Annotated in this window: 18 protein-coding genes; 10 read left to right on the forward strand and 8 right to left on the reverse strand. The window is 67.6% G+C overall.

Annotation, left to right across the window (positions count from 1 at the left end; all coding sequences use genetic code 11):
- Window positions 1–62: 62 nt before the first annotated feature.
- The gene (locus I1A62_RS35245; RefSeq protein ID WP_219456872.1) at window positions 63–629 is read left to right on the forward strand and encodes a TetR/AcrR family transcriptional regulator; all 567 of its coding nucleotides are present in this window, start codon (window positions 63–65) and stop codon (window positions 627–629) included.
- 4 nt (window positions 630–633) lie between these two features.
- On the opposite strand, the gene I1A62_RS35250 is transcribed toward I1A62_RS35245, so the two are convergent.
- The gene (locus tag I1A62_RS35250) at window positions 634–2,568 is read right to left on the reverse strand and encodes a propionyl-CoA synthetase (RefSeq protein WP_219456873.1); all 1,935 of its coding nucleotides are present in this window, start codon (window positions 2,566–2,568) and stop codon (window positions 634–636) included.
- Window positions 2,569–2,710: 142 nt separating this feature from the next.
- Window positions 2,711–3,748 carry an alpha/beta hydrolase family protein gene (locus I1A62_RS35255; protein WP_219456875.1) on the reverse strand — a complete coding sequence of 346 codons (1,038 nt, stop codon included), beginning with the start codon at window positions 3,746–3,748 and terminating at the stop codon, window positions 2,711–2,713.
- Between the two features lie 146 nt (window positions 3,749–3,894).
- On the opposite strand from I1A62_RS35255, the gene I1A62_RS35260 reads away from it, so the two are divergent.
- The 5 genes from I1A62_RS35260 (at window position 3,895) to asnB (ending at window position 10,697) form a co-directional block, all read left to right on the forward strand.
- Complete coding sequence (locus I1A62_RS35260) at window positions 3,895–4,569, forward strand: GPP34 family phosphoprotein (RefSeq protein WP_124394976.1); 675 nt, start codon at window positions 3,895–3,897, stop codon at window positions 4,567–4,569.
- A 222-nt stretch (window positions 4,570–4,791) separates the two neighbouring features.
- Entirely contained in the window at window positions 4,792–5,952 is a 1,161-nt protein-coding gene (locus I1A62_RS35265) for an ISL3 family transposase (RefSeq protein ID WP_219456877.1), read from the forward strand.
- Between the two features lie 188 nt (window positions 5,953–6,140).
- Entirely contained in the window at window positions 6,141–7,283 is a 1,143-nt protein-coding gene (locus tag I1A62_RS35270) for an RNA-guided endonuclease TnpB family protein (RefSeq protein WP_219456879.1), read from the forward strand.
- 58 nt (window positions 7,284–7,341) lie between these two features.
- On the forward strand, window positions 7,342–8,682 hold the full coding sequence (locus I1A62_RS35275) for a DUF222 domain-containing protein (RefSeq protein ID WP_219461606.1): 1,341 nt from the start codon (window positions 7,342–7,344) through the stop codon (window positions 8,680–8,682).
- Between the two features lie 173 nt (window positions 8,683–8,855).
- Window positions 8,856–10,697, forward strand: a complete 1,842-nt coding sequence (gene asnB / locus I1A62_RS35280; RefSeq protein WP_219456881.1) for an asparagine synthase (glutamine-hydrolyzing) — start codon at window positions 8,856–8,858, stop codon at window positions 10,695–10,697.
- Here the strand turns inward: asnB and I1A62_RS35285 are convergent.
- On the reverse strand, window positions 10,694–12,187 hold the full coding sequence (locus I1A62_RS35285; protein ID WP_219456882.1) for a carboxyl transferase domain-containing protein: 1,494 nt from the start codon (window positions 12,185–12,187) through the stop codon (window positions 10,694–10,696). The genes asnB and I1A62_RS35285 overlap by 4 nt on opposite strands.
- Window positions 12,188–12,366: 179 nt before the next feature.
- On the opposite strand from I1A62_RS35285, the gene I1A62_RS35290 reads away from it, so the two are divergent.
- From I1A62_RS35290 to I1A62_RS35305, 4 genes are read left to right on the forward strand one after another with little or no spacing between them, the layout of a single operon-like run.
- Window positions 12,367–13,194, forward strand: a complete 828-nt coding sequence (locus tag I1A62_RS35290) for an FAD binding domain-containing protein (protein ID WP_219461608.1) — start codon at window positions 12,367–12,369, stop codon at window positions 13,192–13,194.
- Window positions 13,191–15,908, forward strand: a complete 2,718-nt coding sequence (locus tag I1A62_RS35295; protein WP_219456884.1) for a molybdopterin-dependent oxidoreductase — start codon at window positions 13,191–13,193, stop codon at window positions 15,906–15,908. The genes I1A62_RS35290 and I1A62_RS35295 overlap by 4 nt, the downstream gene beginning before the upstream one ends.
- 17 nt (window positions 15,909–15,925) lie before the next feature.
- Window positions 15,926–16,900, forward strand: a complete 975-nt coding sequence (locus I1A62_RS35300; RefSeq protein WP_219456886.1) for an antibiotic biosynthesis monooxygenase — start codon at window positions 15,926–15,928, stop codon at window positions 16,898–16,900.
- Window positions 16,901–16,922: 22 nt separating this feature from the next.
- Window positions 16,923–17,390, forward strand: coding sequence for an SRPBCC family protein (locus I1A62_RS35305; RefSeq protein ID WP_124394985.1), 468 nt, complete (start codon window positions 16,923–16,925; stop codon window positions 17,388–17,390).
- A 9-nt stretch (window positions 17,391–17,399) separates the two neighbouring features.
- Here the strand turns inward: I1A62_RS35305 and I1A62_RS35310 are convergent, their stop codons facing one another.
- The 5 genes from I1A62_RS35310 to I1A62_RS35330 all read right to left on the reverse strand — a co-directional run bounded on the left by I1A62_RS35310 (window position 17,400) and on the right by I1A62_RS35330 (window position 23,640).
- On the reverse strand, window positions 17,400–20,582 hold the full coding sequence (locus I1A62_RS35310; protein ID WP_219461611.1) for a multicopper oxidase family protein: 3,183 nt from the start codon (window positions 20,580–20,582) through the stop codon (window positions 17,400–17,402).
- Between the two features lie 89 nt (window positions 20,583–20,671).
- Complete coding sequence (locus tag I1A62_RS35315; protein ID WP_124394986.1) at window positions 20,672–21,865, reverse strand: ABC transporter permease; 1,194 nt, start codon at window positions 21,863–21,865, stop codon at window positions 20,672–20,674.
- A complete protein-coding gene (locus I1A62_RS35320) occupies window positions 21,862–22,758 on the reverse strand; it encodes an ABC transporter ATP-binding protein (RefSeq protein WP_124394987.1) in 897 nt (298 codons plus the stop codon). Before I1A62_RS35320 ends, I1A62_RS35315 begins: the two co-directional genes overlap by 4 nt.
- Before the next feature lie 29 nt (window positions 22,759–22,787).
- Window positions 22,788–23,342 carry a hypothetical protein gene (locus tag I1A62_RS35325; RefSeq protein ID WP_124394988.1) on the reverse strand — a complete coding sequence of 185 codons (555 nt, stop codon included), beginning with the start codon at window positions 23,340–23,342 and terminating at the stop codon, window positions 22,788–22,790.
- Window positions 23,335–23,640 carry a helix-turn-helix transcriptional regulator gene (locus I1A62_RS35330; protein WP_124394989.1) on the reverse strand — a complete coding sequence of 102 codons (306 nt, stop codon included), beginning with the start codon at window positions 23,638–23,640 and terminating at the stop codon, window positions 23,335–23,337. The genes I1A62_RS35325 and I1A62_RS35330 overlap by 8 nt, the downstream gene beginning before the upstream one ends.
- Between the last annotated feature and the right edge of the window lie 52 nt (window positions 23,641–23,692).

The following is a 23,692-nucleotide window of genomic DNA, read 5'->3' on the forward strand; positions in this document are numbered from 1 at the left end:
GCGTTAATGGACGCTACGCCGCGGTCATTCTTAATGCAACAGCTTTGCGTTAGCATGGGGTCATGAGTCCGGCTCCAGGTCCACGCCCCGGTGGGCGCAGCGCCCGCATCCAGCAGGCGGTGCACGCGTCCACCCGCAAGCTCCTCGACGAGCGCGACCGAGCAGAGATCACCGTCCCGATGATCGCCGCCGACGCCGGGGTCACCCCGTCGACCATCTACCGGCGCTGGGGCGACATCACCGAGGTGTTCGCGGACGTCGCGATCGAGCGACTGCGCCCCGACGCGCCCCCGCGTGAAACCGGCAGTGTGCGAGGCGACCTCGTCGCCTGGGCACAGGAGTACCTCGAGGAGATGTCCTCGCCGGTGGGGCGGTCGGCGCTGCGTGACGTCGTGATGAGCGGCGACACCAATCCGCTCCAGTGCGCGACGTTCTGCCGCACCCAGATCGAGACGATCCTCGGACGCGGGGAGCCGGCCGGCTCGCGTGGTCAGAGCGTGGTCGAGCACGTGATCGACCACGTGGTGGCGCCGATCGTCTACCGCATCCTGTTCGACCTCGACCCCCTCGAAGCGGACCGCGTCGGGGTGCTGGTGGATCAGGCACTCGACTCGGCCGTGCGGGTCTGAGCGGTCAGCCGCCCAACTGCTTCTTCAGCGCGTCGAGGACGGCGACGTCCTCGATGGTGGAGGGCACCGTGTACTCCTCGTGATCGGCGATCTGCCGCATGGTCTTGCGCAGGATCTTGCCGGAGCGGGTCTTGGGCAGCGCCTGCACGACCGTCACGTCGCGGAACGTGGCGACGGCCCCGATCTGGTCGCGCACCATCGCGACCAGTTCGGTGCGGAGCGTCTCGGGGTCGATGTCGACGCCGGCCTTGAGCACCACGTAACCGCTGGGCCGCTGCCCCTTGAGTTCGTCGCGGATCCCGACCACCGCGCACTCGGCCACCGCGGAGTGCCCGGCGACGACGGCCTCCATGCTGCCGGTCGAAAGCCGATGTCCGGCAACGTTGATGACGTCGTCGCTGCGCCCGAGGACGAACACGTACCCGTCCTCGTCGATGTACCCGGAGTCGCCGGTGAGGTAGTAGCCCTCGAACGTGGCCAGGTAGGACTTCACGTACCGCTCCGGGTCGCGCCACAACCCGGCCAGCGTCCCCGGAGGCAGGGGCAGGCCGATCACGATGTTGCCCTCGGCCCCCGCCGGAACCGCGTTCCCCTGCCCGTCGACGACGCCTACCCGGTACCCGGGGACCGGGACGGTGGGGGATCCGGCCTTCAGCGGCATCGGTTCGAGCCCGCGCAGGTTGGCGCAGATCGCCCAGCCCGTCTCGGTCTGCCACCAGTGGTCGACGACGGGCCGGTCGAGGACGCGGGTGGCCCACGCGTACGTGTCGGGGTCGAGGCGCTCGCCCGCCGCGAACAGCGTCTTCAGTGAGGAGATGTCGTACTTCTCGATCTCTTTCGCATCGGGATCGGCCTTGCGCACCGCGCGGATCGCGGTCGGTGCCGTGAACAGGGCCGCCACCCTGTGATCGGAGATCACCCGCCAGAACGCCCCCGCATCGGGGGTCCCGACCGGCTTGCCCTCGTAGAGCACGGACGTGGCACCGACGAGGAGCGGCCCGTAGACGATGTACGAGTGGCCGACCACCCAGCCGACGTCGGACGCGGTCCACCACACGTCGCCCGGCCCGATGTCGTAGATGTTGCGCATCGACCACGTGAGCGCGACCGCGTGCCCGCCGTTGTCGCGGATCACGCCCTTCGGCTTCCCGGTGGTGCCGGACGTGTACAGGATGTACAGGGGGTCCGTCGCGGCCACCGGAACCGGCTCCGCGGGTGCGGCATCCGCCACCAGCGCGTCCCAGTCGAACCACGCCGCGTCGCCGCCCTGATAGTCGGCGGCCGACCCGGGGACCTGCTCCCGGTCCTTGACGATCACCGTGTGAGGAGGGGTGGCGGACAACTCCAGCGCCTTCGCCACCATCGGGAGGTATTCGACCGTGCGCCCGGGCTCGAGGCCGCCCGACGCCGTCACCAGGACCACCGGTCCGGCGTCGTCGATGCGCGTCGCGAGTTCCTTCGCGGCGAAACCCCCGAACACCACGGAGTGCACGGCGCCGATGCGGGCGCAGGCCAGCATCGCGATCGCCGCCTCGGGGATCATCGGCATGTAGACGATCACGCGGTCCCCGGCCACCACGCCCTGGTCCCTCAGGACGCCGGCGAATCGGGATACCTCGTCGAGAAGTTCTGCGTAGGTGTACGTGCGGGACGCGTCGGGGACCATCGCCGAGTCGTAGATCAACGCAGCCCGGTCCCCGTCGCCGTCGCGCACGTGCCGGTCCAGGGCGTTGAAGCAGGTGTTCAGCGACGCGTCCGGAAACCACCGGTACATCGGGGCAGCGGAATCGTCGAGTGCTCGCGTCGGCGGCTGTTCCCACTCGACGGCACCGGCGGCCGCCAGCCAGAACTCCTCGGGACTGTCGGCGCTCCGGCGGTAGACCTCGGCGTAGCTCTGGCCATGGTTGTCGCTCGAAGGCGCAGTTCCGGGGGAGCTCATCGATGCACGTCCTCTCGTCGTCCTGTGACCCGAAACACCCTATGCGACGTCGGGTGTCCGGGACACCGTCCGGACGGCCGGTGCCGAGGCCTGCGCCGAACGGTGGCCTTTCGTCGCCCGGCGGAGTTGTGCGGTGTGCCGGTCAGAGGCCCAGGGAGCCGGAGATCATCGGCCACGAGTTGTGCAGGTCGTCCTGCCAGTAGCCCCACGAGTGGGTGCCGGTGGGCCGGAAGTCGTACGTCGCGGGGATTCCCAGCGAGTTCAGCCGGTCGGCCAGCCGATGGGTGCACTCGTTGGTTCCGGCCTCGATGATGCCGCCCACGATCACCTGGTTGGCCAGCACGCCGACGTCCCCGTTGATGTCCGGGCCGTTGAGGTTCTCGTGGACGCCCGGAAGTCCGGTGGCATTGCTGATGTACAAGTCGATTCCGCGCAGCTTCTCGGCATTGACGACGGGGTCGTTGGCCACCCAATCCGGGTCGTCGTACGGTCCCCACATGTTCTCGACGTCGCCGCCACGCACGCTGACGACGAACGTGACGTAGTCGCGGCCCGGCTGGGTGCTCGTCTCGGCGCACCCGCTGAACGCGCCGACCGCCCGGTACAGCGAGGGTGCCGCCTCGGCCAGGCTCAGGACGGAGGTGCCCGACATCGACAGTCCCGCGATGGCGTTGGCGCCGGTCGTTCCGAGCGTGGCGTCGACGATCGGCGGAAGCTCCTCGGTGAGGAACGTGGTCCATTCGTTGACGCCGAGGACGGGATCGGGCTTCTGCCAGTCGGTGTAGTAGCTGTAGGCGCCGCCGACGGGAGTGACGACGTTGACGTTCTTGTCGGCGAAGAAGTCGACCACGTCCGTCCGCGCCTGCCACGTCGCCGAATCCTCACCGCCACCGGCACCGTTGAGCAGGTACAGAGTCGGCCGGGGGACGCTCGTGTCAGCGGGGCGGATGACCTCGAGGAGGATCACCTTATCCATCGCCGCCGAGTAGACGAACATGTTCAGCTGACGGTCGTTGATCTCCTCGACGTGGTCGAGGGCCGAGCCGTCCGCCGAGGCCGGCTTGTCGGCGGGAAGGGCCCGCCACTCGTCCGCAGACGCCGTCGCCACCTGACCGAACATGGCAGACGAAGCAAGGACGGCGACCGCCAGGAGTGCCCGACAGTGTCCGATCGCGCTCATAGCCGCTCCTCGTGCTTGACTGCGGTGCCCGACAACCGTCCGCTGATACCCGGAAACATTCCCCCTTCACGGTAACCGGCAAACATTCCGCGGGGCGGCTGAACGGACACCGGACTTCGCGTCGCCGCCGGACCTATCGTGGAAGCATGACGCTGCTCGCCGAAGATCTGCTGTTGCTGCTGCTCGACGACGCGTCGGGCAAACCCGTCGTGGACCGGACCAGGTTGCCGCGCGTCCTCGCAGGCGCCGTTCTGCTGGAACTGGCTCTCGGCGACGTCGTCACGCCCGCCGAACCCGGTGAGGACGTCAAGAAGGGTCGCCTCGTCGTCCGGGACGGCGCGAGGCCGCAGGATCCGCTGCTCGCGCGGGCAGTCGATCTCATCGGTAGGTCGAAGCCGCTGAAACCGGAAGCAGCGATCGAGAAGCTCACCAAGAATCTGCGCGACGAACTCGCGAAGCGCATCGTCGACGCGGGATGGGTCCGCGAGGAGAAGGGTAAGGTGCTCGGCATCTTCCCCACCACCCGGTGGCCGGAGGTCGACGGCAGCCACGAACGCGCGGTGCGGAACGAACTGGGGGCCGCGCTCCTCGACGGGGTCACCCCCACTCCGCGCACCGCCGCACTCGTCTCGCTCCTCTCCGCCGTCGACGCCGCCCCGAAGCTGTTCCCGGACGCCGACCGTCGCGCCGTGAAGAAGCGGGCGAAAGACATCGCCGAAGGCGACTGGGCAGGCAAGGCCGTACGTGCATCCGTCGACGCCGTCAACGCTGCCATCATCGTCGCCGCCACCGTGCCCGCCATCGTGGCAGGGAGTGGCTAGAGGCGGGTCCTGTCGGGGTATTTTGGGGCGCATGGGTTTTCGCTAGTGTAGAACACATGTGGCGCTCCTGAGGTTTGTGTGGGCGTCATTTCTACTGTTCAGGGTGGGTTGTTGGACGCAGTGTTCGGCGAGTTGCCGGTGGAATGAGGGACGCTCACGTGTTGGGTCTCTAGATTTCGGGGTTCCTACACCAACCTCAACCCGGAGGACCGCTACACGTGCGTGTCGATCACAGACGACTCCGTCGAGGTCACCGTCAGGCTCGCAGCACGCCGCGTGAAGTGCCCATGCGGCTACACGAGCGCCGCTGCCTACGACCACGCGCCGCGGCGGTGGCGCCATCTCGACTTCGGCCGCCACAAGGTGTGGTTGAAGTATCCGATCCGACGGATCGAGTGCCCGACCTGCGGCGTCCGGACCGAGGACATTCCGTGGGCGCGTCCGACAGCACGGCATACACGCGACTTCGAGGACATGGTGCTGTGGTTGGTCACCCGCACCGATCGGACCTCGGTGTCGACCTTGATGCGCTGTGCATGGCGGACGGTCACCTCCATCGTCACACGGGCAGTCGATGCGTTGATCGACTCGCGCAGGCTCGAGAATTTGTATCGAATCGGAGTCGACGAAATCTGCTACCGACATCCGCACAAGTACCTCACCATCGTCGGCGATCACGACACCGGCAAGGTCGTCTACATCACCGAGGGCCGAGGCCGAGACTCGTTTTCGGAGTTCTTCGAGCAACAGTCGGCGAAAGAGCGCGACAAGGTGCAGGTGGTGTCGATGGACGGCTCTCCCGCCTTCCGAGCCGCCGCAGAGGATCACGTCCCGCAGGCTCGTCAGTGTGTGGACCCCTTTCACGTGATGCAGTGGGTGAACCGAGCATTGGATCGTGTGTTCTCCGACGCGGCGTCTGTTCGCCGGACCTTGTCGATGCAAGCCCCGGAATGGCGTAAAGCTCGCACAGTGTTGCGGCTCGGTAAGAATCGGCTCACCAAGAAACACAAGTCGTTGCTGCGGACGGTGACCGCAGCCGACACCGAGGTCGGGACAGCGTGGCGTCTGAAGGAGCAGTTCCGCGATCTCTACCGCAAGATCGCGCCCCGGAACGCTGCACGGTATCTACGGCGGTGGATCGAAGAAGCGCGGTCCTGCGGGATCGATGCGTTCGTACAACTGGCGCGCATGATCGACAAGAAATCCGAGCAAATCTGTGCAGCAATCGAGTTGGGGATATCCAATGCCCTTATCGAGGGGATCAACTCGACGATCAGACTGATCAATGCCCGCGGTTACGGGCATCATTCAGCGGAATCACTCAAGGCGATGATCTATCTCAATCTCGGCGGAATCGAGGTAAAACTGCCCACACAAACGTAAGGAGGGGCACATGTTCGATACGGGGGTATTGGATCGGGGGATTAGCGAGACGGTCTGCTGTCTCGCCGACGCGGAATCCGACGTGGGTCTGGTCGAGTTGATCCGTGAGTCTTTCGGCGCAAACCCGGTCCTTCAGGGCAGGGTGAGCCGATCTGGTTTTGTCGGACCATGGGGTTAGTGTCTGGGTCATGGCGGGGAGGGTGGTGAAGCGGGCGTTCAAGTACCGTTTCTATCCGACTGCGGTGCAGGCGGAGCAGCTTGCTCGGACGTTCGGGTGCACCCGGTATGTCTACAACCGGGCGTTGGCCGAGCGGTCCCGTGCCTGGTCGCAGGAGCAGCGACGGGTCACCTACGCGGACACCTCGACGATGCTCACCGGATGGAAACGGGAGGCGGAGACCGCGTGGTTGGCGGAGCCGTCGAAGGGGCCGCTGCAGGAATCGCTGAGGCAGTTGCAGGGCGCCTACGACAGGTTCTGGCGCGGGCAGTCCCGCTACCCGCAGTTCAAGAAGAAGGGCCGGTCGAAGGATTCGGCTACCTACTTCTCGAACTGCTTCACCTACCGGGGCGGGCAGCTCCGGTTGGCCAAGCAGTCCGAACCCTTGGATATTCGGTGGTCGAGGCCGTTACCCGAGGGGGCTGTGCCGTCGCAGGTGACGGTCTCGCGCAATGCTCGCGGGCAGTACCACATCTCGATCCTCGTCGAGGACACCATCAGCGAGCTCGAGCCGGCCGATCGGGTGGTGGGGCTCGACGCCGGGATCACCAGCCTGTACACGCTCTCGACGGGGGAGAAGATCACCAACCCGCGACACGAGCGCAGGGACCGTGCGCGGCTGGCGAAGGCGCAACGGGTACTGGCCAAGAAGGAGAAGGGATCGCGTAATCGGGCCAAGGCCCGACTGAAGGTCGCGAAGATCCATGGCCGGATCGCTGATCGGCGTCGCGATTATCTGCACAAACTTTCCACTCGATTGGTGCGCGAAAATCAAGTGATCGCCATCGAGGATCTGAGTGTGCGGAACATGGTGAAGAATCGGTCGTTGTCTCGGGCGATCTCGGATGCGGGTTGGTCGGAGTTCCGGTCGATGCTCGAGTACAAGGCCGCCTGGTATGGGCGGCGGGTGGTGGCGGTCGACCGGTTCTGTCCGTCGTCGAAGACCTGCTCGGTGTGCGGGGTGATCGCGTCGGCGATGCCGCTGGATGTGCGGGAGTGGGTGTGCCGGTGCGGCGCCGTCCATGATCGGGATGTGAACGCGGCGAGGAATATTTTGGCCGTCGGACTGGCGGTGGCAGCCTGCGGAGACGGTGTGAGACCACCCCGCACATGACGTGTGGGGAGGCGACTGTCGGTGAAACAGGACCCTCGGGACGCGAGTCCCGCGGGGAATCTCGGTCGTTCACGGCCGAGAGGAAGTCAACGCAGAGCTGTTCGTGCGCCGCACTGCCGAGATCGAGTCCGACGGGGCATGGACGTCGACCGCGCACGAAGTGGTCGAGGCCGAGATCGGTGCCGCACTCACCATGGGGCGAGCGGCGGCGGGTCGCCTGATCGGCCTGGGCATGTCGCTGCGCACCCGGTTGCCTGCGACCCGCGAGGCCATGGCGCGCGGCGACCTCGACCTGTACCGGGTCCGCCTGATCGAGGACGCGACGGCAAACGTCACCGACGACCATATTGTCGAGGTCGAACATCAACTCCTCGAACAAGTTCTGGCCCCACAACGGACCGGTGGAACCGGGTTGACCGGCCGCAGGCTGACCAACGCGGCCAACCGCATCATCGCGAGGCTTGATCCGGAAGGGGTGCGGGCCAAGCGGGAGAAGGCGCAGGCCGACAGGTTCGTCGGTGTCAGCGCGGCCGAGGACGGCATGTGCCGCATCCTCGGATCCGTCCCCGCCGCCCAGGGCCGGGCATTCGACGCACGTCTGCGCGAACTGGCAAACATTGTGTGCCCGAAAGATCTTCGAACGTACGAACAGAGAAGGGCCGATGGACTGTCCGCTCTCGTCGACGGTGCCGGATGCGTGAAGTGTGAGTGCGGGCGGGTCGATTGCGGCCAGGACTCCCGCATCGCGACCACCGCGCGCAAGCCCCTCGTACACCTGATCATGCTCGACTCCACGCTCGGCGGCAGTGACGAACCGGCCTACCTCGACGGCTACGGAATCGTCGACGCGGCGCACGCACGCGACATCGCCGCCGACGCGGACGTCGAACCGGTGCAGGCGCCGAACTCTGAAACTCCGACCACCTACCGTCCCGGCGCCGTGCTCGACACGTGGATGCGGGTGCTGGCCGGCGGATGCGAATGGCTGCACTGCGATGTGGCCGCCTGGAACACGGACCTCGATCATCATCGGCCGTTCGACCATTCCGATCCTTCCGCGGGAGGTCCGACGGTGGCGGGGAACATCACCGCCTACTGTCGAAACCATCACCGGCTCAAACATTCCGGTCACTGGCAGGTGAACGCCGACGGTGGGATCGAGTTGGTCGCGCCCACCGGACACCGGTACCGGCCGCGGTCGTCGGGAATCCTCGGCGGACACGGGCGTGACCGAGGCGCTGACCCCACGACCCGCCGCCGCACCCGTGCGCAGAACACTGCGGCACGGATCCGGGCCGAGCGCCGCCGACGGCAGGCACACCTGGAAGCGGTGCGGCGGCGGTCGCCCGGCGAACGCGTACCCGACCCCGACGCGACCGACGAACCCGCACCGTTCTGACCGGCGACGATTGCGGGCTCGCCGCCTGTGCGCCGAAAAGGGTTACCGTGGAATATAGGTGGTTAGCAAGAGTAAAGAACTGTCAATGTGATTGCTACGGTTCGGACTCGGTTCACCGCCTCGCAACTGACCATGCGCCGAAGGAAGAGCGCCAGCGACAGCCGGAGGAACAAATGTGCGGAATCACCGGATGGATCTCGTTCGACCGCGATCTACGCGTCGAGCAGTCCACCGTGGATGCCATGGCCGAGACGATGAACTGCCGGGGGCCGGACGATCGCGGCACGTGGGTCGTCGAACACGCAGCGCTCGGGCATCGACGGCTCGCGATCATCGACCTGCCGGGCGGGCATCAGCCGATGAGCGTGGACACCCCCGGCGGGACCGTGGCGATGGTCTACTCCGGGGAGGTGTACAACTTCGGTGAACTGCGCGAGGAACTGTACGGGCGCGGCCACCGGTTCGTCACGAACTCCGACACCGAGGTGGTGCTCCACGGATACCTGGAGTGGGGCGGTGCCGTCGCGGAGCGGCTCAACGGCATGTACGCGTTCGCCGTCTGGGATTCGCGGACCGACACCCTGGTGATGATCCGCGACCGCATGGGCATCAAGCCGTTCTACTACTACGAGACCCCAGACGGGGTGCTGTTCGGTTCGGAACCCAAAGCGATCCTTGCCAATCCGATCGTCGAGCCGACCGTCACGATGGATGGGATCCGTGAGCTGTTCGCGTTCGTGAAGACGCCGGGCCACGCCGTGTGGGAGGGCATGCGTGAGGTGGAGCCGGGCACGGTGGTCACTGTCTCACGCAGCGGATTGCGGACGCACCGGTACTGGACCCTGCAGACCCGCCCGCACACCGACGACCGGGACACGTCCGTCGCGCACGTCCGCGAACTGCTCGACGACATCGTCCGCAGGCAACTGGTCGCGGACGTGCCGCGCTGCACGCTGCTGTCCGGTGGTCTCGACTCCTCGGCGATGACGGGAATCGCCGCCGAGCAACTCGCCGAGGTGGGGGAGACGGTCCGCACGTTCGCCGTCGATTTCGTCGGGCAGACCGAACATTTCGTCGCCGACGAACTGCGGGGCACCCCGGACACTCCGTACGTGCACGACGTGGCCCGCAGATCCGGGACGGCGCACCAGGACATCGTCCTCGACTCCGACGACCTCGCCGATCCCGCGGTGCGCGCGAAGGTCATCCGGGCACGCGACATTCCGATGGGTCTCGGCGACATGGATGCTTCGCTGTATCTGCTGTTCAAGGCGATCCGTCAGCACTCCACCGTGGCGTTGTCCGGCGAGTCGGCCGACGAGGTGTTCGGCGGCTACAAGCAGTTTTTCGATCCGAAGGCGCAACAGGCGAACACCTTCCCATGGCTCGTGCAGTTCGCCGAGCACTTCGGCGACGAGAGCAACATTTTCACCCCGGATGTGACGGCGGGGCTGCACATCGACGACTACGTGCAGGATTCGTACGATGCGGCGATATCCGGGATCGACCGGCTGGACGGCGAATCCGACTTCGAATGGCGGATGCGCAAGATCTGCTACCTGCATCTGACGCGGTTCGTCCGGGTCCTGCTCGACCGCAAGGACCGCGCGAGCATGGCCGTCGGACTCGAGGTGCGGGTGCCGTTCTGCGATCACCGGCTGGTCGAGTACGTGTACAACACGCCGTGGTCGCTGAAGACGTTCGACGGCAAGGAGAAGTCGTTGTTGCGGGCCGCGACGAGGGATGTGCTTCCGCAGTCGGTGATCGACCGGGTGAAGTCGCCGTACCCGTCCACCCAGGACCCGAAGTACGCGGTGGCATTGCAGCAGCACGGCAAAGATCTGCTCGGTGACCCGTCGCACCCGGTGTTCGGCCTGGTCAGCGCGGACTGGCTGTCGCGGGCGGTGTCCGTCGACACCCCGCAGATCACTCAGGTGTCGCGTCGCGGACTCGAGCGCACCCTCGACCTCGCACTGTGGATGGACATGTACAAGCCGACCGTCAAACTGTCCTAGTTCAGGCCGAGGTTCCGGTAGCGGGCGAGCCGGGCCGCGAAGCGTTCGCTCTCCGGGACCCCGGTCAGGGCGCGGAGTTCCCGGGAGATGGCCTCGCCGACCCGTTTGGAGAAGTCGACGGCCTCGTCGGCGGCGTCCGGATGCTCGGGAATGATGGCGTCGATGACGCCGTCCCGCAGCAGGTCGAGGGAACGGATGCCCTGGGCGGCCGCCATCTCGGGTGCGTGGGTGGTGTCGCGGTGGACGATGGCGCTGGCACCTTCGGGAGGCAGCGGGGCCAGCCACCCGTTCTGTGCGGCGAGCACGCGGTCGGCGGGCAGGAACGCCAGCGCCCCGCCGCCGGTGCCCTGACCGAGCAGAACGGACACGGTCGGCGTCTTCAACGTCACGAGGTCGGAGATGCAGCGCGCGATCTCGGGGGCCAGCCCACGCTCCTCCGCCTCCTGCGACAACGCCGCACCGAGGGTGTCGATCACCAGGACGAGGGGGATCTGCAACTCCTCGGCCAACCGCATGCCGCGGCGTGCCTCGCGGAGGGCGGCGGGCCCCATCGTGTTCAGCGCCGACTGGCCGGCGCGGTCCTGGCCGAGCAGCACGCACGGCGCGCCGCGGAAACGGGCCAGCGACAACAGCACCGTCCCCTCGGTCTCGCCCTGACCGGTGCCGCTGAGGGGCACCTGCTCGGTGGCCGCGTGCCGCAGCAGGTGGCGGATGCCGGGCCGGTCGGCGCGCCGCGACAGCATCACCGACTGCCACGCGGGAACGTCGGGGATGTCGACGTCCGGCACCGGTTCGGTGGCGGCGGGTGGCGTCGGCGGATCGATCAGCACCCGCAACGCACGGTGCACGAGCCTGCGGAGGCGGGTGGCGGGCACGACGCCGTCGATGACGCCGTTGCGGTACAGGTTCTCGGAGGTCTGCACGCCTTCCGGGAACTTCTCGCCGTACAGCGCCTCGTAGACGCGGGGCCCGAGGAACCCGACGAGCGCACCGGGTTCGGCCACCGTGATGTGTCCGAGGGAACCCCAGGACGCGAACACGCCGCCGGTGGTCGGGTTCCGCAGATACACGAGGTAGGGGAGGTGGGCGGCCTTGTGGGTGGCGACGGCCGCCGCGATCTTCACCATCTGCACGAAGGCGACGGTGCCCTCCTGCATTCGGGTGCCGCCCGACGTCGGGGAGGCGAGCAGGGGGAGACCCTCACGGGTGGCGCGTTCGATGGCGGAGACGATTCGCTCGGCAGCGGCCACACCGATCGAACCGGCCAGGAACGCGAACTCGCAGGCGATGACGGCGACGGGGCGACCGCGGACTGTGCCGACGCCGGTGATCACCGATTCGTCGACGCCGGACTTCTCGGCGGCCTTCTGCAGGTCGGACCGGTACTTTTCGTTCGGCCGCGCGTCGACGGGCGTGGTGTCCCAGGAGACGAAGCTGCCTGCGTCCAGTACCAACTCGAGCACGTCGTGGGCGGAGATCTTGGCAGCCATGGACCTGAGAGTAGCGGTCGGGCCCGGCCGGTGGATGTCTGCTACGACCGGTGACGGTCGCGAGCGCGGGTGGAAGAAGGCAAAAAACGCCGGTACGGCTACTGCGGTGTCTAGAGTCAGGTGAGTTGACGCAGGCCGGGTACGAGAACGACGACACTTTCCCCGAGTGGAGCAGTCATATGGACCTCAACACCATCACCGATGTCGTGCGGCGACCACCCGATCGGCCGGGTGCGCAGTGGCGGGACGGCGACGCGTGGCTGGCCGGGGGAACGTGGTTGTTCTCCGAGCAGCAGCCCGGCCTGCGCAGGCTCGTCGATCTGACGGCGCTCGGCTGGGATTCGCTGGTGCCGAGCGATGCGGGTCTGGGTATCGGGGCGACGTGCACGGTCCGTGACCTGTATGCCTTTGCGCCGCCGGGCGACTGGCTCGCCGGCTCGCTGTTCGCAACGAGTTGTGAGGCGTTCCTGGCGTCGTTCAAGGTCTGGAATTCGGCGACGGTGGGCGGCAACATCTGCATGTCGCTGCCCGCGGGTCCGATGATCACGATGGCCGTCGCGCTGGAGGCGACGTACACGCTGTGGGCGGCCGACGGGTCCGAGCGCACCGTGGACGCCGCCGACTTCGTCACGGGTAACCACGAGAACATCCTCGCGCCGGGTGAGATCCTGCGGCGCATCGACATCCCGGTCGGCGCCCTGCGCAAGCGTCACGCGCACCGCCGCTTCACACTGACACACCTGGGCCGGTCGACACTGTTCATGATCGCAACCCGGTCGACCGACGCAGACGACCTGCTGCTCACGATCACGGCGGGCACCACCCGTCCGATCCGGTTCGCGTTCGACGCCGTGCCCGACGCCGGGACGCTGCAGCAGAGCATCGACGCGTTACCCGAGGACGTGTGGTTCGACGACCCCAACGGCACCCCCGACCACCGTCGTCACCTCGCGAAGCATTACGCCGAGGAGATCCGGATCGAACTCGCGGCAGGAGGTCGGCGATGACGTACACCGTCAACGGCAGGACGTTCGACGAGGAGCCGCACCCCGGGCAGTGCCTGCGGACGTTCGTGCGTTCGCTCGGCCATCACGGCGTCAAGAAGGGTTGCGACGCAGGCGATTGCGGAGCGTGCACGGTGTGGCTCGACGGCGATCCCGTGCACAGCTGCATCACACCCGCATTCCGGGCCGAGGGACGCGAGGTGACCACCATCGAGGGCCTCGGTTCGCCGGACGACCTGCATCCGGTGCAGCGGCAGTTCCGGGACGCCCCCGGGTTCCAGTGCGGATTCTGCACCGCGGGGATGATCATGACCTCGGCGACGTTCACCGACGCGCAGAAAGCCGACCTGCCCCGCGCGTTGAAGGGCAATCTGTGCCGCTGCACCGGCTACCGCGCGATCGAGGACGCGGTGAACGGCGTCGCCGCGATCGAGGTCGCCGAACCGGGCCGGGCCGTCGGCACCAGCGTCGGGGCGCCCGCGGCCACCGACGTCGTCACGGGCCGCGCCCGATTCACGATGGACACGGAGATCGAGGGCCTGCTGCACATGAAGGTGCTGCATTCGCCGCACGCCCATGCCCGCATCGTGTCGATCGACAGGACGGCGGCGCTCGCTGTCCCCGGAGTGCACCGCGTGTACACGTGGAAGGACGTGCCCCGGAAGCTGTACACGACCGCGATCCACACCGATCACCTCGTCGACCCCGACGACACGTACATCCTCGACGACACGGTCCGGTTCGCCGGACAGCGGGTGGTCGCGGTGGTGGCAGACACGGTCGGCGCCGCGGAGGAGGGCTGCCGCAGGGTGGTCGTCGAATACGACGTGCTGCCCGCGGTGTTCGACCCGGAGGAGGCGATGGCCGACGGCGCACCGCAATTGCACGGTTCGGACGACCCGTTCGTCCAGGACCCGGTGCGCAACATCCTGCTCGAACTGCACGGTGAGGTGGGGGACGTCGAGGCCGGGTTCGCCGAGGCCGACGTGATCCACGAGGGCACGTACTTCACGCCGCGGGTGCAGCATGCGCATCTCGAGACGCACGGGTCGATCGCCTGGATGGAGGACGGCCGCCTGCACGTGCGCACGAGTTCGCAGTCGCCGTCGATCGCGAAGGTCAAGCTGGCTCACCTGTTCGACCTGCGCCCCGACCAGTTGCGGGTGTTCTGCGAGCGGGTCGGGGGCGCGTTCGGCGGCAAGCAGGAGGTGATCACGGAGGATCTGGTTGCGCTCGCCACCCTCGACACGCGCAGGCCGGTGTCCCTCGAGTTCACCCGGGAAGAAGAGTTCACGACGGCGTCGCCGCGGCACCCGATGAAGCTGACGGTCAAGCTCGGCGCCCGGGCCGACGGCACGCTCACGGCGTTCCAGGTGCGCAACGTGTCGAACACGGGTGCGTACGGCAACCACGGGGGCGAGACGTTGTTCGCCGCCGGCGCCGCGATCTCGACGTACCGGTGCCTCAACAAGAAGTTCGACGCGTACTCCGTGTACACGAACACCGTGCCCAGCGGGGCGCTGCGCGGGTACGGCATGACGCAGCCCGCGTTCGCGGTCGAGTCCGCGATCACCGAGCTGGCGGTCGCGCTGGGCATCGACCCCGTCGAGTTGCGGCGCCGCAACATCGTCCGACCCGGCGACTCACTCGTGGCGATCGACGACGGACCCGACGACGTCGTGTTCGGGGAGGACGGGCTCGGGCAGTGCATCGACCTCGTGGACGCCGCACTGGGACGGACCGGGAACGGGCAGGTGCCGGGCGAGGATTGGCTCGTCGGCGTGGGCACCGCGTGTGGCCTTCACGAGACCGCGCCCCCGACCGAGCACATCTCGGAGGCGTGGGCGACGCTCGGCGACGACGGCGTGTACGAACTCGCCGTCGGCACCGTCGAATTCGGTGAGGGGACGTCGACGGCGCACGTGCAGATCGCGGCCACCCAGCTCGGCACCACGCCGTCGCGGGTGCGTCTCGTGCAATCCGACACCGACCGCACGGGTTTCGACACGGGGGCGTTCGCCAGTGCGGGCCTATTCGTCGCGGGCAACGCCGTGTCGCAGGCGTCGGAAGCGCTGCGCACCCGCATCCTGGCGTTCGCCGCCGCGCACACCGGGGTCGACGTCGCGTCCTGCTCGATGGACGACGACGCGGTGCTCTGCGACGGCACACGGGTGCCGTTGACCGACCTCCTCGACGCCGCCCGCCCCCGCGGCATCCGGTTCACGGAGGCGCGCAAGGCGTACGGTTCGCCGCGCAGCGTCGTGTCCAACGCTCACGGTTTCCGCATCGCCGTCCACCGGGTGACGGGCGAGATCCGCATCCTCGACAGCGTCCAGGCCACGGACGCCGGGGTCATCATCAACCCGGTGCAGGTGCGCGGCCAGATCGAGGGCGGCGTCGCCCAGGGCATCGGATTCGTGTTGACCGAGAACTTCCATGTCGACGACAACGGTGTGATGACCAACCCCAACCTGCGCAACTACCGCATCCCCACCTTCGCCGATATTCCCCGGACCGAAGTGCTGCTGGTCGATTCTTCGGACTCCGTCGGTCCGATGCGCGCGAAGGGAATGGCGGAGTGTTGCATCAACCCGGTGGCGCCTGCGCTGGCCAACGCGCTGGAAGACGCGACGGGCGTGCGTTTCCGCGAGTTGCCGCTCACCCCCGAGCGCATCTACAGCCGCATCGGCGAGAACAGATCGGTTCCGACGACCTGAGCGGTGAGGAGTAAGCAATGGACACCGAGAAGGTCACCGGCGACGCCGCGACGGTCATCATCGGACAGAAGGTGCGTGCCGGTTCCGAGGAGGCCTTCGAGGCCTGGCAGCGGGACATGAACGCGGCCGCGTCCCGCTACCCCGGTTTTCTGGGCGCCGAGATCTCCGCACCCACTGCCGTGCAACCCGACTGGGTGGTGGTCTACCGATTCGATTCCGTCGCCCACGTGCAGGCGTGGATCAACAGCGCCACCCGGCAGGACCGACTGGATCAGGGGCAGCCGTACTTCGACGGCCCCGCCACCCAGCAGGTCATCACCGGCGGCGGCGCGCGGGAGGCGGATCCGCTGGTGACGGTCGTCGTGACGCACCGCGTGCGTCCGGAACACGTCGACGACTTCCTCGCGTGGCAGGACCGACTGCGACTGGAGGAGAGCAGGTTCGACGGCTTCCGCGGGAGCGAACTGTTCCGCCCCGTCGAAGGGGTGCAGGACGAGTGGACCGCGCTGTACCGCTACGACAACGCCGCCGACCTCGACACGTGGCTCACGTCGGCGACACGGCAGGAACTGCTCGCGGAGGGGGAGAAGTTCCATGACTTCGAATTGCGCACCATCGACAACTCCTTCGGCAGTTGGTTCGCGTTCGACGAGAACGGCCACGAGGCGTCGCCGCCGTCCGAGACCAAGACGTCGATCGCGGTGTGGGTCGGCCTCTATCCGACGGTCGTCATCCTCACCCTCGCGCTGTCGCCGCTGAAGATGCCGCTGTGGCTCGGCCTGCTCGTCGGAAACCTGCTGTCCAGCTTCATCATGAGCTTCGTGACGATGCCGTATTACGTGAACCGGATACTGGGGCACTGGCTGCGGCCGGCGCCTGGTGTTCCCGAAGCGAAGACGAACCGTCGAGGGCTCGCCGTCGTCGCCGGAGCTATGGTGTTCTGGGTCGTCGTCTTCTATCTGGTGACCACCCTGTTCTGGACCCTGCCCTGACACCGAGAGAAACGGGTGCCACATGTCAGCCTCGGAAATCCGAGTGAGCCGAACGATCGACGCGCCCGCGAGCGCGGTCTGGAATGTCCTCACCGATCTGGACAATGCGGAGTCGGTTCTGAGCGGCGTGGAGAAGGTCGAGCGGTTGGACTCGACGCGCTACGAGGTCGGCACGCGGTGGCGTGAGACCCGGGTGCTGTTCGGCAAGTCGTCGTCCGAGGAGATGTGGGTCGCGGAGATCGATCCGGAGAAGCGCACCGTGGTGAAGGCGTCGTCCCGCGGCGCCGACTACACGACGGTGTTCACCCTGACGCCTGCCGGTGCCGGCACCACCCTGACCTTCCATTTCTCGGCGGAAGCAACCGGCATGGGCGCCTTTTCGCGATTCCTGATGAAGGTGTTCGGGTCGTTCGCGCTGAAGGCCACCACCAAGATGATCCGGCAGGACCTCGACGACATCGCCGACGCCGTCGAGAAGCGGACCGCCTGACACCGGCTCCTACCGGCCGCCGACCGGCACGGATCCCTGCGCCGCGGGGAGCGCGGGGAGCGCACCCAGGGGTAGCGGCACCAGCGTCGTGGCCTGCGGGTCCGGGCGCCCCAGCCCGAACTTGCGCACCTCGGCGCCGCCCGGCCCGCTGCCGCTGACGAGCAGGTCGGCGCCCGTGGTGGTGCTGGTCGTGGCCACCTGCACGCCGGTGCCGGGGGCGCCGCCGGCGAAGGGCGCGAACGACGCGATCTGGGTGAAGGTGACGGCGCCGTCGGAGTGATGGTTCGGGCTCTCCAGGTACATGCCCGGCTCGCCGTCGAGGCGTGACCCGCTCGACCACACCCGGACCGTGCCGTCGCCGCCGAGCATGCCGGTGACGATGCTCTTCGCTCCGCCCTCGGCGCCCGCCACCCAGCCCGTCGAGAGGGACACACCGCCGAGGTAGTTCTCGTCGAAGGCCAGGAACTCCGACGTCGTCCGCGGGCCGCCGGTGTGGCCGGCGTGCTCGTCCGCGGTGCCGTCGGCCGCCGCCGCGGCGGTGGGCTCGAACAGGTCGTACCGGAACGTCTTCACGCGAGGCGCTTCTCCCGGCCCCGGGGCAGTCACGATGCTCGCCCGGCCCGACGCGGTGTCGACCAGGCCGGTGGCGACGGTGACCCCGGACTGCGAGCCTGGGTACGGCGTGAACGTCGAGAAGGTCTCGGGTGCCGCGCCCTTGTCCGTGGGCAGGGTGGACGAGAACACCTTGACCTGCGTTTCGGTGCCCGGCCCGGTGCCGACGATGATGTTGTCGGCCAGCGCGTTTCCGTCGATGTCCGCGCCCGCGACGTTCACACCCCCGCGGAAACCCTCGTCGAACGGGGCGAACCGGGTCAGCTCGGCGGTGAACGGGCCGGAGCCGACATCGTTGCCGTCGTACGCGACGACCTCCGGTGCCACGCCGGCACCGGTCCCGACGACGAGGTCGAGAATCATGTCGCCGTTGACGTCGGCCATCGCCACCGTCGGGGCGCCCTCGAACGCCGGGAACGGGGTGACGGCGGCGATCACCTTGTCGCCGTTGCCGTCGTGGACCTGCACGGTGGCGGGGGTGCCCGGCGTTCCCGGCACCGCCACCGCGTACGTCGACACCTCGGGGATCACATTGACGGTAGCCATCAGTCCGTTGTCCTCGTGGTTGAGGCGGTGGCAATGGATCACGAAAGTGCCGGTGTACTCGGTGAATTTGGTGCGCAGCGTCACCGATGCGGGCTCCAGCGCGTTCTCGTTCGCGTCCGTGACGGGTGCGGGCACGTTGACGTTGTCCTCACCCCACGGCTGCACTCCGGTCCTGGTGCCCGTGACCGGATCGACGATCTCCATCACCTGGAAGTCGTTGACGTGGATGTGCATCGGATGCTCGTCGTTGTTGAGGTTCGTGATCGTCCATTCCTCGACCGAATCGAGGCGCGGCTGGATCAACGGGATGTTCGGGAACGTGTTGTCGTCGAACTCGTACGTGAACGCCTTCGGGTCGCTGTTGCTGGCCTTCTCGTTGCCGAACCCGCCGGAGACCGTGAGGGTGCGCTTCACGTCGGGCGTCATCACCGACGTATCCACGAACGACGTGTAGGCGTCGAGGTTCTGGCCCGGTTCGAACGGCGTGGTCCGGCCCTCGCCGCTGTCGGGGGTGACGTGCACGAGAGTCTGGGTGGGGAAGGTGAAGAAGCCGTCGGCGTAGCTGATGACCGACGGGTCGACGGTCACCGTGCCCAGTTCGGCCGGCGGATTGTCGGTGCCGTTGTTCGTGTAGAGCACACCGGGATTGGTGACGGGCTTCGCGCCGTCCAGCGGCGGCATGTCGAGCATTAGGTCGCCGGTGTCCGGCATCGTCACGGCGATCGCGTACCGCGACGCCGGCGGAACGACGAGCCGGGTGCCGTCACCGCCGACCGGCCGCTGCACCTGGGTGAAGGGGTTGCCGTCCTGGCCGACGATCGAGAACTGGGGATGCTTGCCCGTCGCGGTCTCGGTGAGCCGGAGCGGCATGTACGCGAAGTCGCTGATGTTGGCCAGCACCCAGATCTCCGTCTGGCCCGGTTTCAGTTTCAGCTCCGGCTGGAACTGTCCGTTGATCGTGTACTGCACGTCGCGCTCGTTGTCCGGTAGCGACGGATCGGCGGGGACGTTCGTCGAATCACCGCGGAAACTCTGCAGATTGCCCGGCACGAACTGGTTCTGCCCGCGGTGATTCGCCGGGGACAGGGGCCCGGCATACCAGTTGGTGACGTACTGGGCACCCTCCGACGTCTCGGCGAAGTTCACCGGGGCAAGGCTCGGCGAGTACGTGCCGTCGGCGAGCTGGGATCCCTCCGGGGGCTTCAGCGTGCTCACGAACTGCGGCCAGTTGGGGTCGTTCAGCTGGTGCCCATCGCCTTTGCGGTCGAAGACGAAGTTGTACTGCAGCGCCATGTCGCGGATGGGAACGTCGTTCTGCGTCACCAGGGGAAGGTTGCCGTCGGGCCGCCCGATCTCCAGCAGCCCCGCCAGCCCCGCGTACGTCTGCTGCGCGGTCAGCGTGTGACGATGACTGTGGTACCAGTACATTCCGTTCGGCATGTCCTTCGGCACCGCGTAGTCGTAGACGTTGCCCATTCCGGCGGGAATGTCGAGCAGCACGTTGTCGGCGTTGCCGTCCGGGCTCACGTGCAGACCGTGGGTGTGCAGGTTCAGCGGCGCGGACTCGAGGGCGGGCGGGTAGATCGGGACGTTACCGCCCGCCGGCGTGAACGCGGGGTCGTAGAAGTCCTCGATCGTCAGGTCCCGCAAATCGTTGTCGTAGTGGATGATCAGGCGCTCGCCGGGGTCGACGCGCAACGTCGGCGCCGGATAGACGTCGTCGCCCGTGGTCGAGCCGTTCGAACTGGTACCCTGCAGAACCTCGTATCCGAAGACCAGGAAGTTGGACACCGGTTCCGACACGGTGTCGAGGTCGACGGTGCCCTGATGGGCCGACAGCCGGACCTCGAGCACGCCGTTCTCGCTCGACAGCTTGACCGGTTCTTCGAACGCGACCGGGGAGCCGTCGGGCCCGGCGTTGCCACCGGCCGTACTGGTCGGCTCGTCGGACGTGCACGCCGTCAGCGCCGACGTCATGGACACGACCACGGCGACGGCGATGGCGACGAGCGGCTTCCTGCGGCGGACGACCATGGTGTTCCCCGTTCCGGAACGGCAGCTGAGCAGCATCGATCGACGGTTCGAAGACTACCCGGGGAACTTCGGCGGGCGCCGGGAATTCGCTACCTTCCGAGCGCCTCCTTCCAGGACACGACCTTGCCGATCCGCAGGATGGAGCGCTGGTAGATCTTCGCGGCCAGCACGCTGAGTGCGGCGGTCACCGCGAGCATCAGCGCGACGGTGACGACGACCTGGACCGGGGACGCCACGCCGGCGGCGATGCGCAGCGGCATCAGGATCGCCGAGAACGGCGGAATCCAGCTGAGCACGTTGCTCAGGGTGCCGTCCGGGTTGCTCACCGAGGAGAAGGCGCTGAAGAACATGATGACGATCAGGACCATCAGCGGCGACGCGGTGGCGTTGACATCCTCCTGCCGCGACACCATCGACCCGGCCGCCGCGTAGAGGACGGCGAAGAACGCAAACCCGAGCACGAACCAGCCGAGCGTTCCGGCCAGCACCCCGATCGCAGTCCCGGTCACGGTGAGCACGCCCGTCGCGAGTCCGGCCGCGACCCCGGCCACACCGTAGGCGGTCAGCTGGACGAGACCGACCGCGCCGATGCCGATCACCTTGCCCCACAGCAGTTGCAGCGGGCGCAGCGTCGACAGGAGCAGTTCCACGACGCGGCTCGACTTCTCCTCGACCACACCCATCGCCACGTACATGCCGAACATCATGATCTGCATGTACAGCAGGACGACCACGGCGACGGAGAGGGCCACGCGCTGGCCCTTTTCCGGGTCGGGCGGGTCGAGTGCGTCGACGGTGACGACCGCCCGGCCGGTCGCGGCGGCGAGTTCCGCGGGGTCCACACCCTGCGCGGCGAGGGCGCCGGCCTGGGCCTGCTGCATCACGGCCGCGTCGATCACGGTGCGAAGTCCGGAACCCAGCTCGGATTCGGTGACGGCCGTGACCGATCCGCCGGTGCCGGGAATCAGCGCGACGTCCAGGTCGCCGCTACCCACCTGGTCCCGCGCGGCCTGTTCGCCGGCGACCGGGACGACGTCGACCGGTGTCCCGGTCGCGTCACCGGTGGCGACGAGAACCGGCGCGAGCGACTGGTCGCCGACGAGTCCGATGGTGGCGCGGTCCTCGTCGCCGCCCGAGAACAGCGAATACGCGACGATGCCACCCACGATGGCCAGCAGGATGATCACGTTGCTGATGACGAAGCTCTTCTTCGCCACCTGAGTGAGGAATTCGCGGCGGGCGACGAGGCCGATCGCGCGGGCGGGGCTCAGCGGGGCACTCATGCGGTGACCACCTCTCGGAACAGATCGGTCAGGGTGGGCCTGTGCAGCGAGAACTCGTGCACCGGTCCGGTTTTCAGGGCCGTGTGCAGGACCAGCTGGTCGTCCACGTGGGCGCCGAGCGACAGCAGGGTGCGGCCGTCGAGGTGACTGATCGTGGTGACCCCGGCCAGGTGATGGGCCCAGCCGACCGGCGCCTCCGGTGCGTGGACTTCCAGTTGGGCGTTGCCGCCGCCGCGCAGTTCGTCAACGGTGCCGACCGCACGCATCCGGCCGTGGCTGATGATGCCGACGCGGTGGCACAGGCGCTGTACGAGTTCGAGCTGATGGCTCGAGAAGATCACCGGCACTCCGGTGTTCGCCTTCTCCACCAGTACGTCGCTCATGACGTCCACCGCGACGGGGTCGAGCCCGGAGAAGGGTTCGTCGAGAACCAGCACCGCGGGGTCGTGGACCAGCGCGGCGGCCAGTTGGACGCGTTGCTGATTGCCGAGCGAGAGTGCGTCGACGGTGTCGCCGACACGGTCCGCGATGCCGAGACGCTCGGTCCAGCGTGCGACGGCGTCCCGCGCCGCGGAGCGGGAGATGCCGTGCAGTTCGGCGAGGTAGGCGAGTTGCTTGCCCACCTTCATCTTCGGGTACAGCCCGCGTTCCTCCGGCATGTAGCCGATGGTGCGCCGCACATCCAGGTCGACCGGTTTGCCGCCGAGCCGGACCTCGCCGGAATCGGCGGACAGGACGCCCAGCGCGATGCGCATGGTGGTGGTCTTGCCCGCGCCGTTGCTGCCGACGAAACCGAAGATCTCACCGGGGCGGACCTCGAAGGACAGGTCGTCGAGTGCGACGACGTCACCGTACCGCTTGGAGATGCCGTCGATCGTGAGGGTCTGAGACATGGGTCCTTCCCATCTGGAGGCGGATGTTCCTACGAGGCCAGGTCGTCCGGGGCCAGGTCGTCGGGTTCGGGGTCGGGTCGGGTCCAGCCGAGGATCATGGCCGGCGTGCAACCCCCGACCATCAGTGCGGTGACGACGAGCAGTCCCGCGGCGTACGGCACGTTGCTGTGATCGGCGTCCAGCGCGCCGACGAAGATCAGGTACATCGCCGGAAGGAGCGTCAGTAATTGGGTGACCGTGAGTCCGATCGACCGGGCACTGTTGCGCTGCTGGATCTCCCACTCGTCGAGAGCGTCGCGCGGCGCGTCCCCCTGCCGTCCGGACACGATCTGGAGCATCGTCCACAGCGGGAAGAACAACAGGCACGCGGGCAGCCAGAGCAGCGGGCCGACCGTCATGTCGACATGACACACGATCCCGACGGCGGTCATGAACCCGAACGTCACCGCGAGGGCGACCACCAGGATTCGTCGGCGGCTGCGCGTCCGCCACCTCGGTAGCCACGTGCGGTAGCGGCTTTCGTTCTGGAGGAATCTGCGCGTCCGGAACCCCTGGTACCTCTCGATCAGATTGGCCTCAGGCATGGGAACTCTCCCCGCTTCCTGTCGTGGACGGCGGTCGGGCGGTGCGATACAGCTCGGTGGACAGGGGCCCGAACTCGGTGCGGGAGAAGATGGCCTCCACCGGGAGTTCGAACACCCACGAGATACGGAACGCCAGGTCGAGGCTGGGGTAGTGGTCGCCCCGTTCGAGTGCGCCGACGGTCTGGGGATTGACGTCAATCAGTCCCGCCAGCTGAGCCCGGCTCATCCCGCGTTCGGCGCGCAGAACGCCGATGCGGTTGTAGATGGGCAGGGAGTCCCCGCGCCGAACTGGACTCATGCAACAAAGTGTTGTGAAAACCCAACAGTTTGTCAACCGTGGGCAATGGGGT

This window comes from Rhodococcus sp. USK10 (assembly GCF_019378875.1).
GTDB classification, from domain to species: domain Bacteria; phylum Actinomycetota; class Actinomycetes; order Mycobacteriales; family Mycobacteriaceae; genus Rhodococcus_F; species Rhodococcus_F pseudokoreensis.

What these genes read in the sequence shown, in the direction of transcription:
- I1A62_RS35290 (WP_219461608.1), top strand. Translation starts at nt 12,367, where the DNA reads ATGGACCTCAACACCATCACCGATGTCGTGCGGCGACCACCCGATCGG.
- I1A62_RS35285 (WP_219456882.1), bottom strand. Translation starts at nt 12,187, where the DNA reads ATGGCTGCCAAGATCTCCGCCCACGACGTGCTCGAGTTGGTACTGGAC.
- asnB (WP_219456881.1), top strand. Translation starts at nt 8,856, where the DNA reads ATGTGCGGAATCACCGGATGGATCTCGTTCGACCGCGATCTACGCGTC.
- I1A62_RS35255 (WP_219456875.1), bottom strand. Translation starts at nt 3,748, where the DNA reads ATGAGCGCGATCGGACACTGTCGGGCACTCCTGGCGGTCGCCGTCCTT.
- I1A62_RS35325 (WP_124394988.1), bottom strand. Translation starts at nt 23,342, where the DNA reads ATGCCTGAGGCCAATCTGATCGAGAGGTACCAGGGGTTCCGGACGCGC.
- I1A62_RS35295 (WP_219456884.1), top strand. Translation starts at nt 13,191, where the DNA reads ATGACGTACACCGTCAACGGCAGGACGTTCGACGAGGAGCCGCACCCC.
- I1A62_RS35260 (WP_124394976.1), top strand. Translation starts at nt 3,895, where the DNA reads ATGACGCTGCTCGCCGAAGATCTGCTGTTGCTGCTGCTCGACGACGCG.
- I1A62_RS35305 (WP_124394985.1), top strand. Translation starts at nt 16,923, where the DNA reads ATGTCAGCCTCGGAAATCCGAGTGAGCCGAACGATCGACGCGCCCGCG.
- I1A62_RS35315 (WP_124394986.1), bottom strand. Translation starts at nt 21,865, where the DNA reads ATGAGTGCCCCGCTGAGCCCCGCCCGCGCGATCGGCCTCGTCGCCCGC.
- I1A62_RS35310 (WP_219461611.1), bottom strand. Translation starts at nt 20,582, where the DNA reads ATGGTCGTCCGCCGCAGGAAGCCGCTCGTCGCCATCGCCGTCGCCGTG.
- I1A62_RS35245 (WP_219456872.1), top strand. Translation starts at nt 63, where the DNA reads ATGAGTCCGGCTCCAGGTCCACGCCCCGGTGGGCGCAGCGCCCGCATC.
- I1A62_RS35270 (WP_219456879.1), top strand. Translation starts at nt 6,141, where the DNA reads ATGGCGGGGAGGGTGGTGAAGCGGGCGTTCAAGTACCGTTTCTATCCG.
- I1A62_RS35320 (WP_124394987.1), bottom strand. Translation starts at nt 22,758, where the DNA reads ATGTCTCAGACCCTCACGATCGACGGCATCTCCAAGCGGTACGGTGAC.
- I1A62_RS35330 (WP_124394989.1), bottom strand. Translation starts at nt 23,640, where the DNA reads ATGAGTCCAGTTCGGCGCGGGGACTCCCTGCCCATCTACAACCGCATC.
- I1A62_RS35250 (WP_219456873.1), bottom strand. Translation starts at nt 2,568, where the DNA reads ATGAGCTCCCCCGGAACTGCGCCTTCGAGCGACAACCATGGCCAGAGC.
- I1A62_RS35300 (WP_219456886.1), top strand. Translation starts at nt 15,926, where the DNA reads ATGGACACCGAGAAGGTCACCGGCGACGCCGCGACGGTCATCATCGGA.